Source organism: Novosphingobium sp. BF6 (genome assembly GCF_058273105.1).
In genome coordinates, this window is sequence record NZ_CM177776.1 from 829254 (window position 1) to 844549 (window position 15296).

General features: G+C 67.0%; 14 protein-coding genes. 5 read left to right on the forward strand and 9 right to left on the reverse strand.

Annotation, left to right across the window (positions count from 1 at the left end; translation table 11 throughout):
- Positions 1-5: 5 nt before the first annotated feature.
- Genes AC4D6D_RS19090 through AC4D6D_RS19100 form a run of 3 tightly spaced genes read right to left on the reverse strand, consistent with a single transcriptional unit; the run spans position 6 to position 1934 of the window.
- Positions 6-773, reverse strand: a complete 768-nt coding sequence (locus AC4D6D_RS19090) for a fimbrial biogenesis chaperone (protein ID WP_491328603.1) — start codon at positions 771-773, stop codon at positions 6-8.
- 26 nt (positions 774-799) lie between these two features.
- Positions 800-1375: a Csu type fimbrial protein gene (locus AC4D6D_RS19095; protein WP_491328604.1), complete on the reverse strand. Its 576-nt coding sequence runs from the start codon at positions 1373-1375 to the stop codon at positions 800-802.
- A 19-nt stretch (positions 1376-1394) separates the two neighbouring features.
- A complete protein-coding gene (locus AC4D6D_RS19100; RefSeq protein ID WP_491328605.1) occupies positions 1395-1934 on the reverse strand; it encodes a Csu type fimbrial protein in 540 nt (179 codons plus the stop codon).
- A gap of 580 nt (positions 1935-2514) precedes the next feature.
- Here AC4D6D_RS19100 and AC4D6D_RS19105 point away from each other — a divergent pair.
- Complete coding sequence (locus AC4D6D_RS19105) at positions 2515-4173, forward strand: methyl-accepting chemotaxis protein (protein ID WP_491328606.1); 1659 nt, start codon at positions 2515-2517, stop codon at positions 4171-4173.
- 55 nt (positions 4174-4228) lie between these two features.
- Here the strand turns inward: AC4D6D_RS19105 and AC4D6D_RS19110 are convergent, their stop codons facing one another.
- The 3 genes from AC4D6D_RS19110 to AC4D6D_RS19120 all read right to left on the reverse strand — a co-directional run bounded on the left by AC4D6D_RS19110 (position 4229) and on the right by AC4D6D_RS19120 (position 7243).
- Complete coding sequence (locus tag AC4D6D_RS19110; RefSeq protein WP_491328607.1) at positions 4229-4432, reverse strand: hypothetical protein; 204 nt, start codon at positions 4430-4432, stop codon at positions 4229-4231.
- 145 nt (positions 4433-4577) lie between these two features.
- Positions 4578-5990 carry a UdgX family uracil-DNA binding protein gene (locus AC4D6D_RS19115; RefSeq protein ID WP_491328608.1) on the reverse strand — a complete coding sequence of 471 codons (1413 nt, stop codon included), beginning with the start codon at positions 5988-5990 and terminating at the stop codon, positions 4578-4580.
- Positions 5991-5992: 2 nt separating this feature from the next.
- Positions 5993-7243 carry a putative DNA modification/repair radical SAM protein gene (locus AC4D6D_RS19120; RefSeq protein ID WP_491328609.1) on the reverse strand — a complete coding sequence of 417 codons (1251 nt, stop codon included), beginning with the start codon at positions 7241-7243 and terminating at the stop codon, positions 5993-5995.
- A 140-nt stretch (positions 7244-7383) separates the two neighbouring features.
- Here AC4D6D_RS19120 and AC4D6D_RS19125 point away from each other — a divergent pair, with 140 nt between their 5' ends.
- The gene (locus AC4D6D_RS19125) at positions 7384-8274 is read left to right on the forward strand and encodes an exonuclease domain-containing protein (RefSeq protein WP_491328610.1); all 891 of its coding nucleotides are present in this window, start codon (positions 7384-7386) and stop codon (positions 8272-8274) included.
- Here AC4D6D_RS19125 and AC4D6D_RS19130 read toward each other — a convergent pair.
- The 3 genes from AC4D6D_RS19130 to AC4D6D_RS19140 form a co-directional block, all read right to left on the reverse strand.
- Positions 8222-9010, reverse strand: a complete 789-nt coding sequence (locus AC4D6D_RS19130; protein ID WP_491328611.1) for a prephenate dehydrogenase/arogenate dehydrogenase family protein — start codon at positions 9008-9010, stop codon at positions 8222-8224. The genes AC4D6D_RS19125 and AC4D6D_RS19130 overlap by 53 nt on opposite strands.
- Before the next feature lie 180 nt (positions 9011-9190).
- Complete coding sequence (locus AC4D6D_RS19135) at positions 9191-10519, reverse strand: sensor histidine kinase (RefSeq protein ID WP_491328771.1); 1329 nt, start codon at positions 10517-10519, stop codon at positions 9191-9193.
- A 59-nt stretch (positions 10520-10578) separates the two neighbouring features.
- Positions 10579-11244, reverse strand: coding sequence for a response regulator (locus AC4D6D_RS19140; protein ID WP_491328612.1), 666 nt, complete (start codon positions 11242-11244; stop codon positions 10579-10581).
- A 99-nt stretch (positions 11245-11343) separates the two neighbouring features.
- On the opposite strand from AC4D6D_RS19140, the gene AC4D6D_RS19145 reads away from it, so the two are divergent.
- The 3 genes from AC4D6D_RS19145 to AC4D6D_RS19155 are packed head-to-tail and all read left to right on the forward strand — an operon-like array spanning position 11344 to position 15281.
- A complete protein-coding gene (locus AC4D6D_RS19145) occupies positions 11344-12462 on the forward strand; it encodes an ABC transporter substrate-binding protein (RefSeq protein ID WP_491328613.1) in 1119 nt (372 codons plus the stop codon).
- Positions 12459-13940 (forward strand): OprO/OprP family phosphate-selective porin, encoded by a 1482-nt coding sequence (locus tag AC4D6D_RS19150; RefSeq protein ID WP_491328614.1) that lies wholly within the window; start codon positions 12459-12461, stop codon positions 13938-13940. The genes AC4D6D_RS19145 and AC4D6D_RS19150 overlap by 4 nt, the downstream gene beginning before the upstream one ends.
- A gap of 39 nt (positions 13941-13979) precedes the next feature.
- The gene (locus tag AC4D6D_RS19155; RefSeq protein WP_491328615.1) at positions 13980-15281 is read left to right on the forward strand and encodes a CitMHS family transporter; all 1302 of its coding nucleotides are present in this window, start codon (positions 13980-13982) and stop codon (positions 15279-15281) included.
- Positions 15282-15296: the final 15 nt, after the last annotated feature.

Consider the following 15296-nt stretch of genomic DNA (forward strand, 5'->3'; position numbering starts at 1 on the left):
GCGGATCATTCCGGCAGACGCTCGATATGGGCCAGCGCCCTGCCGTTGAGCGTCGCCGTCAGGTCTCCTTGCGCGTCCGTGCCATCGGGGAGCGGCCAGCGCATCGTCGCGCCGGGCAGGACGTAGCCGAACAGCCCTTCGCCAAGGCCGGAGCGCGTGCCGGTGCGCGAAAAGGCGACATCGCTGAGCCGCGCGTGCCCGGTGCCGCTGTTGCGGATCTCGAGGTAGCGGCCCTGGCCGTCGGTTCCGGTCTTCCAGCCGAGCTGCGGCGGCGGGGGGGCGGCCTTCTTCGGGCCGTCTCCGGTCTTGGCAAGCGAGAACAGCGGGAGCGAATAGCGCATGCGGAATGTCACGGCCGCGCCCTGGGCGCCCGTCGCGGCGGCGGGGTCGCTGGTCGGGATCTGGTCGACGATGACACGGTAGGGCTTTTCCGGAACGCCGGGCGGCGGCACTAGCCGGGTCAGGCGGATAAGCTGGCGCTGGCCCGGCTCGATACTGAGGATCGGCGGGGTGCCGAGGATGTCCTTCTGCTCGCCGTAGAGATCTTCCCCGCTCTGCTGGGTCCAAGCGAAGATGCGGATCTGCAACGTGATCGGCGTCTTTCCGGGGTTCTCCAGCCAGAGTGCCGCTGCCGGCGCATCGCCCTCGATCACCGGGCTGATCGGCCAGATCAGCAGTGAACCCGGCGACTGCGCGCCGGCAGCGAGGGGAACCAGCGCCGAGAGGATTGCTGAGCTGAGGAACGGGCCGAGGAAACGGAAAGTCGTGCGCATCGGCTGGCTCCTTGGGGCATGGCGGATCACCATGCGAGAGTGACGGTCAGCGTGTCGGTGTACGTGCCAGGCGGCAGTGTGCCGGGCAGGGTCAGCCGGGCGTAGATCGGCAGGCGCACGTCCTCGCTGTTGCTCGTGGTGATTGCGGTATTGACCGCAGTGCCGATGGCGATCGGCAAAGTGCAGGCGGCATCGCTGCACAAGCTGTAGGGAATGCGCGAGGCGGTAGCGCCGCGCTGGAGGTTGCGCTGGCCGCTGCTGGCATGGGTGCCGCCGTCCACGCTCATTCGCAGGGTTACGCCCTGCGTGCAGCGCAGGCGCATGGTCTGGCCGGTCGTGGAGGTCGCGGTGCGCTGCTGGGTGGAGAACGTGGAGGCGGTGCCGAAGTCCAGCGTGCCGATCTGCCCGGCATTGCCGCTGGCGCCCAGCCCGTCGACCAGACAACCGGGCGTGACCGTTGCCGTGACGTCGAACTGCCCGGTCGTGGCGGCATCGGCACCCGGAGGGAGCAGCGCTACGACGCAAGCGCCGAAGACGGTCAGGCGGGCGAGGGGGACAGGTGAAACACCCCTCCTCGCCCCAAGGGGGTGGGCAACGGTCATGACGGGCGGCGAGATCGCCTTAAAGGACGAGAACGACCGTGACGATATCCGTATACGTGCCCGGCGAAAGCCCCGCCGCTCCGAAGGCGCGGCCATAGACGTTCACCGTCTGCGCCGCCCCGGTGCTGGACAGGGGGATCGTGCCGCCGATCGGGATCACGGTGGTGCGTCCTGCATCGCTATAGAGGTTGTACGTGACGAACTGCCCGGCGGTCGTGGTGTTCAGCATGGCGCGAACGCCGGTGCCGGTGCCGGAACCGTCGTGCTGGCCAGCGCGGAACGAGAGCGAAGGGGTAACGCCGTTGCTGCACTGGATAGTGAAGCCGGTGGCGCCGCTCAGCACCTGGGCATCGACCTGCGTGAACAGCGTGTTCTGCGTCCCGAAGTTCAGCGTGCCGAACGTGACATTGGCGGAGCCGTTGTCGTAGTTCTGGCCATTGATGATGCACCCTGCCTGTAGCGTCAGGGTAGCATTGATGGTTCCGGTGATGTCGGCCTGGGCCGGTGCCGCGACCAGCAAGGCCGCCGACAGGCCCGTTGCGGCTAGAATAGTCCTCAACACCTTTGCACCTCTCTTTGCTGCCGACCCGCACGGGCGGGAAAATCGCGGCGATTTTGCAATCGTAATCTGAGAGTTGCTTACGGAGTTCCTTTCGTCTTCGGGGAATTGGCTCCGGAATGAACCCATTGCAGAGCACTCGACTGGACAAATGAGCGTAACTCGGAAGATTTCATATTCATATCAAATGGATGATATCGGTCCGATATGTCTTCAATCGGCCGGGTATTATACTGCCGAAGCGGACATGCTTCTTTCCGCTCCTTCCACGTTTGTGAATTTCCGATGAGAAAATCGGAGGTTAGCGATATCGAAAAGCTTTCGCCCGCCTCTGAGTCGCGTTCGCGGGTGCGGCGTGATCTTTCCAGCAACATTGTTGCAAAATGTTAAAAAACGCCGGTTTTCGGCGGGCTGCAGACGCAAGGCCTCTATAACGACTGCAATCGCGCTCGGCACGGGAGGATCAGCCCGGGGCCGGGTATCGCGGTGCCTTTCTCTCGCCTCCCCCCAAACGAGAAATGCCATGACACGACTTCGTGCCTTTCTGAACAGGCAGAATCTATCGACCAAAGTAACGCTCATGACCGTCGGCGCACTGGTCATGCTTTCGGCCGTGCTCTTCATCGGCACCCGCCTGCTGCTCGTGCAGGACGCTCGTGCGCAAGGCCAGGAGCGGCTGGACACCAACATGCGCGTGGCTTGGTCCGTGCTCCAGCGGAGCGGACTCGACTACGCGATGCGGGACGGGAAGCTCTACGTCGGCGAAACGCCGCTCAATGACAACAATGCCGCGGTCGACCGCATGAAGGAACTGGTCGGCGGCACCGCCACGATCTTCATGGGCGACATGCGCGTGGCCACCAATGTCCTGAAGGAGGACGGCAGCCGCGCCATCGGCACCCGGCTCGCGGACGGCCCGGTCAAGGATACCGTGCTCGGCAAGGGCCAGCCCTATCGCGGCGAGGCCGACATTCTGGGCACTCGCTATTTCACCGCCTACGATCCGGTCAAGGACCCCAGCGGACAAGTGATCGGCGTGCTCTTCGTGGGTGTTTCCGCCGAGGATTTCTATCGCAATGTCGACAGTCTGGGCTGGCACATCCTGCTGCTCGCCGTCGTCGTTGCGGTGATCGCCGCCGCGCTTTGCATGCGCGGTGCCCGCAAGCTCTTCGCACCGTTGGAAACCGCAAGCGCGACGATGATGCGGCTGGCGAAGGGTGACAACCATGCCGAGATCGCCGATACCGCGCGGCCGGACGAGATCGGTGGCATCGCCCGCGCGCTACTGGTGTTCCGCGACGCAGCCGTCGCCAAGGAAGCGGCCGATCTGGAGCAGCACCAGGTGGTCGAACGCCTGGCCGGCAGCCTGGCGCAGCTTTCCGCCGGAGACCTCACGGCCGAGATCGCCCATGCCTTCCCCGGCACCTATGAGGGCCTGCGCACGAACTACAATTCGGCCCTGACCGAGCTGCGCGGCCTGATCGGCTCCACCGGCGAGAGCACGATCTCGATCCGCGGCAGCTCGTTCGAGATCGCCCAGGCCTCGGAAGACCTTGCCCGCCGGACCGAGGCGAGTGCCGCCAGCCTGGAGCAGAGTTCGGCGGCGCTGCTGGAAATCGACAATGGCCTCAAGGCCGGAGCGACAGCGGCGGCGGAAACCGTCGCCCGCGCCGACGAGGCGATCGCCACCGTTGGCGGCGGGCGCCTGGTGGCCGCCGAAGCGGTCGATGCGATGCGCCGGGTCTCGGACAGCGCGACCAACATCGACGGCGTGATCGAGGGCCTCGACAAGATCGCCTTCCAGACCCGCGTGCTTGCCATGAATGCCGCCGTCGAGGCGGGCCGGGCGGGCGAGGCCGGGCGCGGCTTTGCGGTCGTGGCCGATCTCGTCTCGGCGCTGGCCAAGCGTTCGGAAGAGGAAGCCCGCAGCGCCCGCGAGCAGCTTACCGTGACTCAGTCGGAAATCGTCTCCGCACTCGGTGCGGTGGAGCGGGTGGACGGGGCTTTCGAGGGAATCGCCGGGGACGTAGCGCAAGTCCATGTCCTGCTTGGCGGCATGGCCCGCAGCAATCGCGCTTCGGCCACGTCGGTCAGCGAGATCACCGCGGCGATCGGTGCGATGAATATCGCGACGCAGCAAAACGCCGCGATGGTGGAGCAGGCGTCCGCCGCTGCGCGCGGATTGACCGAGGAAGTGGACCGGCTGGCCGCACAGGCCTCGCTGTTCAAGGTCGCTTGAAAAAGTCAGTGACGGGCCGGGTGCTGCGGTACCCGGCCTTGCCGTTCAGGGCCGTTCACGATACCGCGAGGATCGCCAGTTCGGGGCGAGAGCGGCCGATCGTGCAAAGCTTGAGGGCGCCTTCCCAGAGTTCGGCGCTGCGCTTGGCGGCTTCGCGCTGGGCGATGGCGACGGCCCCGGCAATGTCCGGCGCCTTGAATTCCAGTCTCCTGGCGAGACCGTGTTCGTCCTCGAAGAACCTCAGGGTGTAGACCTTCATGTCATTCCTCCAGAGGTGCGCGCCGTGTCCGGCCTTCGCACTTGCGGGATAAGGGCTAACCCAATTCTCTCCGTTTCGGAGTGATTTGCGTCAAATCGTTGCTTCGAAACGCCGTGTGGATGGCGATCCTGCATTGCAGGGCGAGTCATGACGCCATGGCCGAGAGACTCGCTGCGGCGCCGCGAAGGTCGGCGACGTAGCGGGCGAACTCCGCCTCGGTGTCCGCTTCGGGCGGCAGGCGGAGCAGATAGCTGGGATGGACCGTCACCCAGCATGGCGTACCATCGGGCAGGGGGACGGCTCGCCCTCGTTCCTGCCCGATGGCGACGGTACGGCCGGTCAGAGAGCGCGCTGCCGTGGCGCCCATGGCGATGACGAGGCGCGGCCGGACGATGGCGCGTTCCTGATCGACCCACCAGCGGCAGGCCTCGATCTCTCCGACGTTCGGGCGGGCGTGGAGGCGGCGCTTGCCCTGCGGCTCGAACTTGAAGTGCTTGACGGCATTGGTCACGTAAGTCCGCGTGCGGTCGATCCCGGCTTCCGCCATGGCGCGGTCGAACAGGGCACCGGCGGGGCCGACGAAAGGCCTTCCGGCCAAATCCTCCTGGTCGCCGGGCTGTTCGCCGACGATCATGATCTCGGCATCGTGGGGGCCTTCGCCGAAGACGGTCTGGGTCGCGGGTCGCCACAGCGGGCAGCGTCGGCAGCCTGCCGCTTCCTCGGCAAGCAGTTCGAGGGATTCGGGGCCTCTTCCGCGAACAGGCATGCTGCGGGCCTGCTCGATCATCCCGAGTTCGCGCTTGCGTGCTCCGGCGATAAGTTGGGGGACCAGCGCGGTTTCCGGCATGTTCTTCCAGTATTTGCGCGGCATTTCCTTGAGCATGGCGCGGGGCATGACCCGTGCCGGATTGAAGATCGCGCTGTAATAGGCCTTCCAGATGCTTTCGACCGGATCGTCGCCGGGGGCATCGGCGCGGGTGGCGGGCGGGCCTTCGTTCAGCACCGTGCCGTCCCAGTGCAGCGATCCCCGCGGGGTCAGGATCGACCAGCGCATATTGGTGAAGCGATCGACGAAGAACCCGGCATTGGCGCGCAGGATGTGATGCTCCGGCTCGAACCACGCGACGAAGCGCGAACCGTCCCCGTCCCCGTCCGCAAGTTCGCGGAAACGGACGAAGGCGTGCATCTTGTGACTGTCGCGCCGGACGTTGCGGGCGAGGCCTTCGATCCGGCGGATGAGCGGATCGGCACGGTCCTCCAGCGCCTGCGGACGGTCGAGCAGACGCAGGAGCAGTGTGTAGAGCAGCGAAAAACGCTCCGGCTCGCTATGGAGCGCGGCATCGCGGGCGAGTTCGAGGAACGGCTTCGACACGCGCAAGGGTGTGGTGGTCGGCAGGGCCGGGGGCCGGTTACTGCCCGGATCGGCGAACAGGTCGGTCGCGCGGTCGCCGACCTGCCAGACCACCTGTTCCGGTGCCACGCCCTCGACCGCGAGGGCGCGGGCGGCGGCGCGCCAGCCGTCGAAATCGTCCTCGGCTTCGAGGCGGACCGCGCGCATCGTCAGGCCGCGAACAGTTCCAACTGGCGGGCGGGCGGCGTCAGCAGCGGGCGCAAGTCGGCGCGGTCGAGCAGGGCGGTCGGCCGCCAGTCGGCGGTGACGATGAAGGGGCGCAGCTTCTTCACCGAGACGGTCATGCGCGCCACGTCGTCCAGCCGCAGCGTGCGCCAGCGGCGGGCGACGACGATAGCGTCCACCGCCTTGATGCCGAGACCGGGAATGCGCAGCAGCATCTCGCGCGGGGCACGGTTGACGTCGACCGGGAAACGGTCGCGAAACCGCAGCGCCCAGGCGAGCTTGGGGTCGATGTCGAGCGGGAGCATCCCGGTGGCCGGATCGGCGGCGGCGCTCACTTCCTGCGGCGAGAAGTGGTAGAAGCGCATGAGCCAATCGGACTGGTAAAGCCGGTGTTCGCGCATCAGCGGCGGGCGGCGCAAAGGCAGCACGGTGCTGGCATCGGGGATCGGGCTGAAGGCCGAATAATAGACGCGCTTGAGATCGAACCGGTCGTAAAGCGTGGCCGCGCGCGAGACGATATCGCGGTCGGTGGCGGCGTCGGCGCCGACGATCATCTGCGTCGATTGTCCTGCGGGCGCGAAAGCCGGGGCGGAGCGGAAGCGCTTGCGGGCATCGGCGCCGTCCTCGATGGCGGCACGCATCGTGCCCATCGCGCCCTCGATCCGCGCCTGCGACTTCTCGGGTGCGAGCCGCTGGAGGCCGCTGACGGTCGGCAGCTCGACATTGATCGAGACGCGGTCGGCATGGCGCCCCGCCGCTTCGACCAGCACCGGATCGGCATCCGGGATCGTCTTCAGGTGAATGTAGCCGCGAAAATCGTGATCTTCGCGCAGCGAGCGGGCCACTTCGACGATCTGCTCCATCGTATAGTCGGGCGTGCGGATGATGCCGGAAGAGAGGAACAGCCCTTCGATATAGTTGCGGCGGTAGAAATCGAGCGTCAGGTCCACGACTTCCTTCGCAGTGAAGCGCGCGCGCCGCACGTTCGAGGACTTGCGGTTGATGCAGTAGTGGCAATCGAAGATGCAGCTGTTGGTCAGCAGGACCTTGAGCAGGCTGATGCAGCGCCCGTCCGGCGCATAGGCATGGCAAATGCCGCCGCCGCCGAGCGTCGAGCCGATGCCCTTGCCGTCTTTCGAATCGCGTTTCTTTACCCCGGACGAGGAGCACGAGGCATCGTACTTGGCGGCATCCGCCAGAATCGACAGCTTTTCGGCCACTTCGAGCGCGGGCATTCGCGTAAACCTTGTTCTTTCGAGTCCGTTTTGAACGCTCAGACTGACCGAAGGCGAACGTCGATGCAATCAAAATGTTCTGCAAATGTTCTTGCGGTTGATGGTCGCGGCGACAGGCCGTGCCTGCTACATCGCCGGCCATGAAACTCCCGGATTCGAATCCGCTTCCTGCGCTGGACCCTGCATTCCCTTCCGAAGAACCCGACTTCGTGGTGGTCGATGTCGAGACCGCCTGCGCGCGCGTCAGCAGCATCTGCCAGATCGGCATCGTCGGTTTCCGGCAGGGGCGGGAAGTCTTCGCCTATGAGACGCTCGTCGATCCCTGCGACGAATTTTCCACGTTCAACATCCGTATCCACGGCATCTCACCCGAACATGTCGCGGGCAAGCCGACCTTCGGCGAGATCCACGGCGCGATTGCCGGGCATCTGACCGGGCGCGTCACCGTGGCGCATTCGGGCTTCGACAAGGGCGCGCTGGCGGCGGCCTGCCGGATCGGGGAACTCGCACCGATCGAGACGACCTGGCTGGACAGCGTCCGCGTCGCCAAGCGGGCTTGGCCGCAGCTTTCCAGTCACCGGCTCAACGTGCTGTCGCGGCACCTCGGCCTGCGGCACCGGCACCACGATGCATTGAGCGACGCGCGGGCGGCGGGCATGGTGATCGTGCGCGCCATCGGGGAGACCGGGATCGACCTCGCGGGTTGGATGGCGAAGCCCGACAAGTCCCGCAAGGTGCCCACTGCCGCCGCGCAGGGGCCGCTCAGGGGGCAGCGCGTGGCCATTCTCGGCGAGGCCCGCGACGGCATTCTCGCGCAGTTTCTGGCGGGCGAGGGGGCGCGCATCGTCTCCGGCGTCGGCACCACCACGACGCTGTTGGTCGTCAGCGCGCGACATAGTCTCGGGCGCTGGGTGACGGCCGAGGCGCAGTATCGCAAGGCCGAGGACCTGCGCCGGGCGGGCGGGCGGATCGAGATCCTCACTGAAGCGGAACTGCGGGCACGGCTGTCGGGCGCGATGGTTCCAGGTTGAGGCGCAGGGCGTCCATCTCCGCGAAGAACAGGCTGCGGGCCTCTGCGGAAAAGGGATTGCTTTCGATCGCATGGCTGACGCCGGGGGCATCGTGGCGCACCATTTCCACCGCCTGCCGCAGCAGGTCGAAGCTGCGCGTGGTCACGCGCTCGGGCAAGGGGTCCATACGTAGCAGGGCCTTGGCGATGAGGTGGGTAAGGCCCTGGGTGAAGGCCGCTTCCCGGTCGTGCTCTTCGGGCGAAGTCAGCACGATCGACAGGCCGAAGCGCTTGCGCAGGAAAGCGGCGATGCGCCCGGCCGAGCGGCCTCGTAGCGGGCAAATCACCATCTTGAGACCTTTCGTGCCCGCGCGGATGCTCTGCGGGCCGAACATCGGATGAGTCGCGACGAGATCGACATGGGGCGGCAGTTCGCTCAGTAGGATCTCGGCGGACCGCACCTTGGTCGAGCAGACGTCCATGACGACCGTGCCGGGCCGCAGCAGCGGCGCGATCTCGCGGCAGACCTCCGCCAGCGCCGTCAGCGGCACCGCGATCACCACCAGATCGCAGCGGCAGACCGCGCGGAGATCGGCCATCGCCGCGCCTTCCACCGGCGACGCGGCAATATTGGGATCGGCGGCAAGAATGCGGAACCAAGGCCGCAGATAGCGCGCGGTCAGCTGCCCGAAAGCACCGAATCCGATGATGCCCAGCGAGGGGGCTTGCTGCGACTGACGACGTTCCGGGAAATCCACGAGTAGGAGCCTTCGATAAGGGCTGCCGTAACCATGGTCTTGCTGGGAAGAGGTCAACCGCTGATCACGCAGCGGTTGAGAACGACAAGAGGTCCACCGCCGATCAGCGGTAGTAATAGCTTCCTGCAAGGGCGAGCATGCTTGTCATGGGCTCCCGGCTAGGCGGTGAAGGGAGGGCTGTCAACCGCCCTGGCCGAAGGTGACGATCACCCGCAGGCCCGGCCCGGCGTCCTCCAGCACCAGACCCGCTCCCAGTCGCTCGGCCGAGGACTGCACGATCGCGAGGCCGAGGCCGCTTCCCGGTGGGCCGTTCTCGCCCTGAAGGCGGGCGAAGCGGGCCATGGCCTGCGCGCGTTGTCCGGCGGGAATGCCGGGGCCGTCGTCGCTGACGATCAACTGCGTGCCCGCCGCATTCTTGCGCAGGGCGACCGTGACCTTGCCGCCGGGGCGGTTGTAGCGGATCGCATTGTCGACGAGGTTGGAGAGCATCTCGTAGATCAGCGAGCGATGGCCCAGTACCGGGAACTCGTCATTTTCCTCGCTGTCGAGCAGGAGTTCGACATCGGCCTCGATCGCCTGGCGGATGCGGCGGGAGATCGCCCGGCGACTCACTTCCACCAGATCGACCTGCTCCAGCGGCGGCAGCGTGCCCGCCTCGTCGGCGCGGGCTAGCGCGAGGAGCTGGGTGAGCAGGCGTTCGAGGCGGTCGGTGGCCTCGTCGATCTCCTGAAGCGCCTCGTCGGAGCCGCGCCGGGCCAGCGCAACCTGCACTTTCAGCACCGAGAGCGGGGTGCGCATCTGGTGCGAGGCATCGGCGGTGAAGCGGCGCATGGCGCTGGTGGCATCGTCGAGCCGGGCCAGCAGGCGGTCGAACGAGCGCGACAGCGGTTGCAGTTCGGCAGGCAGGGGGCCGGTGCGCAGCGGCGACAGGTCCGGTGCGGCGCGGGTGTCGCGCGCCTCGATGGCGGCGCGCAGTTCGGCGAGCGGGCGCAGGCTCCAACCCAGCGCCGGGCGGATCAGCGCGAGCGCGAAACCGACCAGCACCACTTCGCCCAGCAGCAGCGCCGTCATCAGCCGCTGGCGCAGGGCGTTGCGGTTGTCGAGCGTCTCGGCCACCTGCACCACCACCGGGGCGGAGACGCGGGGCAGGTCGCGGCGCACTTCGCCGATGCGGATGCGCTGGCCGCGATAATCGGCATAGCGAAAGCGCGGCTCTTCGGCGGAAAGGCTTGGCACATCGGGCGCGGGCAGGTCGGCATAGCCGGTCAGCAGTTCGCGGCCCACGGCGATGCGGTAGTAGACATTGTCGCGCTCGGAATTCTCCAGCATCCCGAACGCGGCGGGCGGCAGGTCGAGCGTGACTTCGCCGCGCTCCACCTGCACGGTTTCGGCAATGGCGCCCAGCGCGCCGCCCAGCACGCGATCGTTGGTGCGTCGCACGACATCGGAGATCAGCGCCCAGCCGATCACGCCCAGCGCCAGCGCCGCGATCACCAGCGGTCCCAGCATCGCGATGCCGAGCCGGCGGCGCAGCGACAGCGCCCGTTTCTGGGTGACTTCCGTCGCCGTCACGAACGGTCGAGCATGTAGCCGACCCCGCGCACGGTGCGGATCGCCGGGCCGTCCGGCGCCAGCTTGCTGCGCAGGCGGGTGACGTTGACCTCCAGCGCGTTGGAACCGACCGGATCGTCGAAGCCGAAGACTTCGGCCTGCAAGGTCTCGCGCGAGACGATCTGCCCGGCGCGCGCGGCCAGCGCTTCCAGCACCGCCCATTCGCGGCGGCGCAGTTCGATCACGCGCTCGCCCACTTCGACGCGGCCGGTGGAGCGGTTGATGGTCATCGCCCCGATCCGCATTTCCGGCGCCGCATCGCCGCCCCGTCGCCGCCCGAGCGCGCGGACGCGGGCTTCCAGTTCCTCGACGTCGAAGGGTTTGCGCAAGTAATCGTCGGCGCCGAGGTCCAGCCCGCGCACACGGTCGTCGAGACCGTCGCGGGCGGTGAGCATCAGCACCTGCACCTGATCGCCGCGAGCGCGCAGCCGGGCGAGCACTTCGAATCCGTCTATATCGGGCAGGCCGACATCGAGAATCACCAGCGAGTAAGGCTCCGTCGCCGCCACCGAAAGCGCGTCCTCGCCGCTGGCGACATGGTCGATCGCATGGCCCGCCGCGCGCAGCAGAGAAATTACCCCGCGCGCGAGGGGCGCGTCATCCTCGACGATCAGGATGCGCATGAGGACACTTTTTCGTGAAAGGTGGATGACAGCTTCGGATCGTAGACCATGCCCAGCAGCTTATCCGACATCAGATGCGGAAAGCGAGAGGATACGGGAATGCGCAGCTTCATCACGGTTCTGGCACTGGCAGCGACAGTCGCGTTTCCCGCGATGACCGCGCCTGCCGAAGCTCAGCGCCGTAACGACCGGCAGGTCCAGCGCCCGGCGGGCTACCCGCGTTCCTACGACAGCCTCATCGCCGATGCCCGCGCCGAGGGCACCGTGCGCATCTACGCCAATGCCGACAAGGCGGAGATGGTGCCGGTGGTCTCGGCTTTCCGGCGGCTCTATCCCGGCATCCAGGTGCTCTATGCCGATCTCGGCTCGGCCGAACTCTACCGCCGCTACACGCAGGAAGTCCGCTCGAAGACGTACTCGGCGGACATCGTCTGGTCCTCGGCGATGGACCAGCAGGTCAAGCTCATCAACGACGGCTATGCGCAGCAATATGCCAGCCCCGAAAAGCCCGCGCTGCCGGCAACGGCGGTGTGGAAGAACATGGGCTTCGGCGTCACCGCCGAGCCGATCGGGATCGCCTACAACAGGAAGCTGGTTCCGGCGGCGCAAGTGCCGCAGAGCCACCAGCAGCTGGAGCAATTGCTGCGCCATCGCCGCGCCGCCTTCATGGGCAAAGTCGCGACCTTCGATCCGGCGCGCTCCAATGTCGGCTATCTCTATCTCTCGCAGGATTTCCAGATCACCCGCGATACCCGCAGCCTTGTAGAGGCGATGGCAGCGACGCGGCCGGTGCTCATGACCCATACCGAGGAGATGCTTCAGGGCGTCGCCTCGGGCAAGCTGGCGATGGCCTACAACGTGATCGGCTCCTACGCGCTCGAACGGGCGCGGCGCGATCCGAGCATCGGCGTCGTCTTCCCGCGCGACTATACCATCGTCACTTCGCGCATCGCCTTCATCTCGCGCGAGGCGCGCCATCCGGCCGCCGCGCGGCTGTTCCTCGATTTCCTGCTTTCCCGCGCCGGGCAGGCCCAGCTCGCCCGCCACAGCCTCTGGCCGGTGCGCACCGACGTGCCCGCTTCCCATCGCCTTCCTGCCGGTCAGGCCCGCCCCGTGCGCGTCGGTCCGCAGCTTCTCGTCAATCTCGATCGCCTGACCCGTGCGCGCTTCCTGCGCGACTGGAACGCGGTCCTCGCCTCCGGACACAAGACTCCATGAAGATGTTTGCATCGGGCACTGCGCTCGTCGCCCTGATCGCGGCGACTCCGGCGCTCGCCCAGGAACCGAGCAAGGAAGACCTCGCCGAACTCGTGCGCGCGCAGGCTGCCGAGATTGCCTCGCTGCGCCAGCGGGTGGAGAAGCTGGAAGCGGGGCAATCTGCGCCCGTGATGGCTGCGGCTCCGCAGCAGGCGGCCCCTCAGGCAACTGCCCCCGAAGCCGCGCCGCAAGTGGTGGTGACGCAGCCTTATGCACCGCAGCTCCTTCCTCCCGGCCCCGCCGAACGTGATATCGAGCGCGTGCGCGCCGCTGCCGTCTCGGCCTCGGGCGTGAGCACCGAATGGGGCGCGGGCCTGCCGGTGTTCCACTCCGCCGATGGCATGTTCAGCTTCAAGCCGCGCGGGCGCATCATCACCGATGTCAGCACGAGCATGGGTTCGAAATACAGCGGTCGCAACCTGACGACCACCGGCATGCGCGCGCTGCGCATGGGCCTCGAAGGCACCGTCGGCACGCACTTCTTCTATCAGTTCGAGACCGACTTCTCGGAAAACGAGGTCGATGTCGTCACGGCCTTCATGGGCTGGCGCAACCGCATCGCGCCGGGCATGGACTACGACGTGCGGGTCGGTCACTTGTTCAACGACCGCAGCTTCGAAGGCTCGACCGGCTCGGATTCGACGCCGTTCACCGAGCGTTCGGTGGTCGCCACCGCGATCATCCCGCAGCGCGCCTTCTACGGCCTCGGCATCATGCCGCGCCTGTTCTGGAAGACCGGCCACGCCTCGCTGACCGTCACCGGCGACCGCATCGACGGCGACCAGAGCACGTCCGACAACCGCACCGTGCTCGCCCGCGCGCACTGGAACCCGGTGAAGTCCGACCGTCAGGTGCTGCACCTCGGCGTGTGGGGCTTCGATGAGATGCTCCACCCCGGCAAGAACACGCTCACCCGCAACACCGTGATCGGCGGCCGTTTCAACGGCGGCTTGCGGCTTTCGACCGGCACGCTGACCGGCGGCACCGGCACCACCGGCTACGGCGTGGAACTGGGCGGCTATTCCGGCCCGCTCTGGATCATGGGCGAGGCGGGCGAGCGCCACGCGCGGCTCGACAACGGCCGCCCCGATTTCGTCACCCGCGCCTGGAGCGTCTCGGGCGGCTGGTTCCTGACCGGGGACCTGCCTCCCTACAACCCGCGCCTCGGCAGCTTCGGCCAGCCCAAGGTGCTGCGCCCGGTGTTCGAAGGCGGCCCCGGCGCGATCGAGCTGACGGCCCGCTACGAGAACCTCGAGTTCGACGACATCGTCACGCCCGCACAGGGCTGGGCGGCGACCGTGGGCGTGAACTGGTATCTTAACAGCTTCACCCGCTTCCAGGTCAACGCGATCCACTGGAACACGCAGAATACCGCCGGTGCCTACACCGGGAAAGACGATGGACAGACTTTGACCGCCCGCGTCGGCGTCACGTTTTGATCCGTCCCATCCATCCATGACAGACATTCGGGGACAATCATGAGTCTCGCCCTTATCGGCTTCCTGATGGTGGCCACTTTCATGACGCTCATCATGACCAAGCGTATGACGCCGCTGGTCGCGCTGGTCGTCGTGCCCACGCTGTTCGCCTTGCTCGCCGGTTTCCATGCCGGGCTGGGCGACATGATGATCGAGGGCCTGACCAAGCTGGCGCCCACCGGCGTCATGCTGCTCTTCGCGATCCTGTTCTTCAGCACCATGACCGACACCGGGCTGTTCGATCCGCTGGTGGGGCGCCTGATCCGGCTGGTCCACGGCGATCCGATGCTGATCCTGATCGGCTCGGTGGTGCTCTGCGCGCTCGTCAGCCTCGATGGCGACGGTTCGACCACCTACATCATCACGATGGCCGCCATGCTGCCGCTCTACAAGCGCTACGACATGAACCGGCTCTACCTCGTCTGCCTGCTGATGGTGACGAGCGGGGTGATGAACCTCACCCCCTGGGGCGGGCCGACCGCGCGCGCCGCCAGTGCGCTGAAGCTCGATCCCTCGACGCTGTTCGTGCCGCTGATTCCGGGCATGGTCGCCGGTCTCGCCTTCCTGGTGCTGCTGGCGGTCCACTTCGGACGCAAGGAACGCCGCCGCATCGGCCGCGTCGAAGCCGCGACGCCGAAGGAACTGGCCGACTTCGCCGTCTCGCAGTGGCCCGAGGCGCGTCGTCCGAAGATGATCTGGTTCAACGCCGCGCTCGTCGTGGCGCTGCTGGTGCTGCTGGTCTGGGGCGTGCTGCCGCTGCCGATCCTGATGATGCTGGCTTTCGCCATCTCGATGATCGCCAACTATCCGCATGTGAAGGAGCAGAAGGAGCGCATCGCCGCCCACGCGGGCAACGTTCTGGCGGTGGTCTCGCTGATCTTCGCGGCGGGTATCTTCACCGGCATCCTTTCGGGCACCGGTATGGTCGAGGCGATGAGCCGCGAGGTCGTGAACTTCATCCCGCCGTTCCTCGGTCCCTACATGGCGCCGATCACCGCGCTGATCAGCCTGCCGGGGACGTTCTTCATCTCCAACGACGCCTTCTACTTCGGGATGCTGCCGATCCTCGCCGAGGCGGGCGCGCATTACGGCGTCGAGCCGATGGCCATCGCCCGCGCCTCGCTGATGGGCCAGCCGGTCCACCTTCTCAGCCCGCTGGTGCCCTCGACCTACCTGCTGGTGAGCCTTGCGGGCGTGGACCTTGCCGACCACCAGCGCTTTACGCTGGTCCCGGCGGCGCTGTGCTGCCTCGTGATGACGGTCGTGGGGATGCTGGTGCTGGCCTTCCCGTTCGTGGGGTGACGGGGAACTACGAGC

Bases quoted from the DNA above. Each gene is read 5' to 3' on its own strand.
- AC4D6D_RS19090 (WP_491328603.1), bottom strand. From the start codon at position 773: ATGCGCACGACTTTCCGTTTCCTCGGCCCGTTCCTCAGCTCAGCAATC.
- AC4D6D_RS19095 (WP_491328604.1), bottom strand. From the start codon at position 1,375: ATGACCGTTGCCCACCCCCTTGGGGCGAGGAGGGGTGTTTCACCTGTC.
- AC4D6D_RS19105 (WP_491328606.1), top strand. From the start codon at position 2,515: ATGACCGTCGGCGCACTGGTCATGCTTTCGGCCGTGCTCTTCATCGGC.
- AC4D6D_RS19110 (WP_491328607.1), bottom strand. From the start codon at position 4,432: ATGAAGGTCTACACCCTGAGGTTCTTCGAGGACGAACACGGTCTCGCC.
- AC4D6D_RS19115 (WP_491328608.1), bottom strand. From the start codon at position 5,990: ATGCGCGCGGTCCGCCTCGAAGCCGAGGACGATTTCGACGGCTGGCGC.
- AC4D6D_RS19120 (WP_491328609.1), bottom strand. From the start codon at position 7,243: ATGCCCGCGCTCGAAGTGGCCGAAAAGCTGTCGATTCTGGCGGATGCC.
- AC4D6D_RS19125 (WP_491328610.1), top strand. From the start codon at position 7,384: ATGAAACTCCCGGATTCGAATCCGCTTCCTGCGCTGGACCCTGCATTC.
- AC4D6D_RS19135 (WP_491328771.1), bottom strand. From the start codon at position 10,519: ATGCTGGGACCGCTGGTGATCGCGGCGCTGGCGCTGGGCGTGATCGGC.
- AC4D6D_RS19140 (WP_491328612.1), bottom strand. From the start codon at position 11,244: ATGCGCATCCTGATCGTCGAGGATGACGCGCCCCTCGCGCGCGGGGTA.
- AC4D6D_RS19145 (WP_491328613.1), top strand. From the start codon at position 11,344: ATGCGCAGCTTCATCACGGTTCTGGCACTGGCAGCGACAGTCGCGTTT.
- AC4D6D_RS19150 (WP_491328614.1), top strand. From the start codon at position 12,459: ATGAAGATGTTTGCATCGGGCACTGCGCTCGTCGCCCTGATCGCGGCG.
- AC4D6D_RS19155 (WP_491328615.1), top strand. From the start codon at position 13,980: ATGAGTCTCGCCCTTATCGGCTTCCTGATGGTGGCCACTTTCATGACG.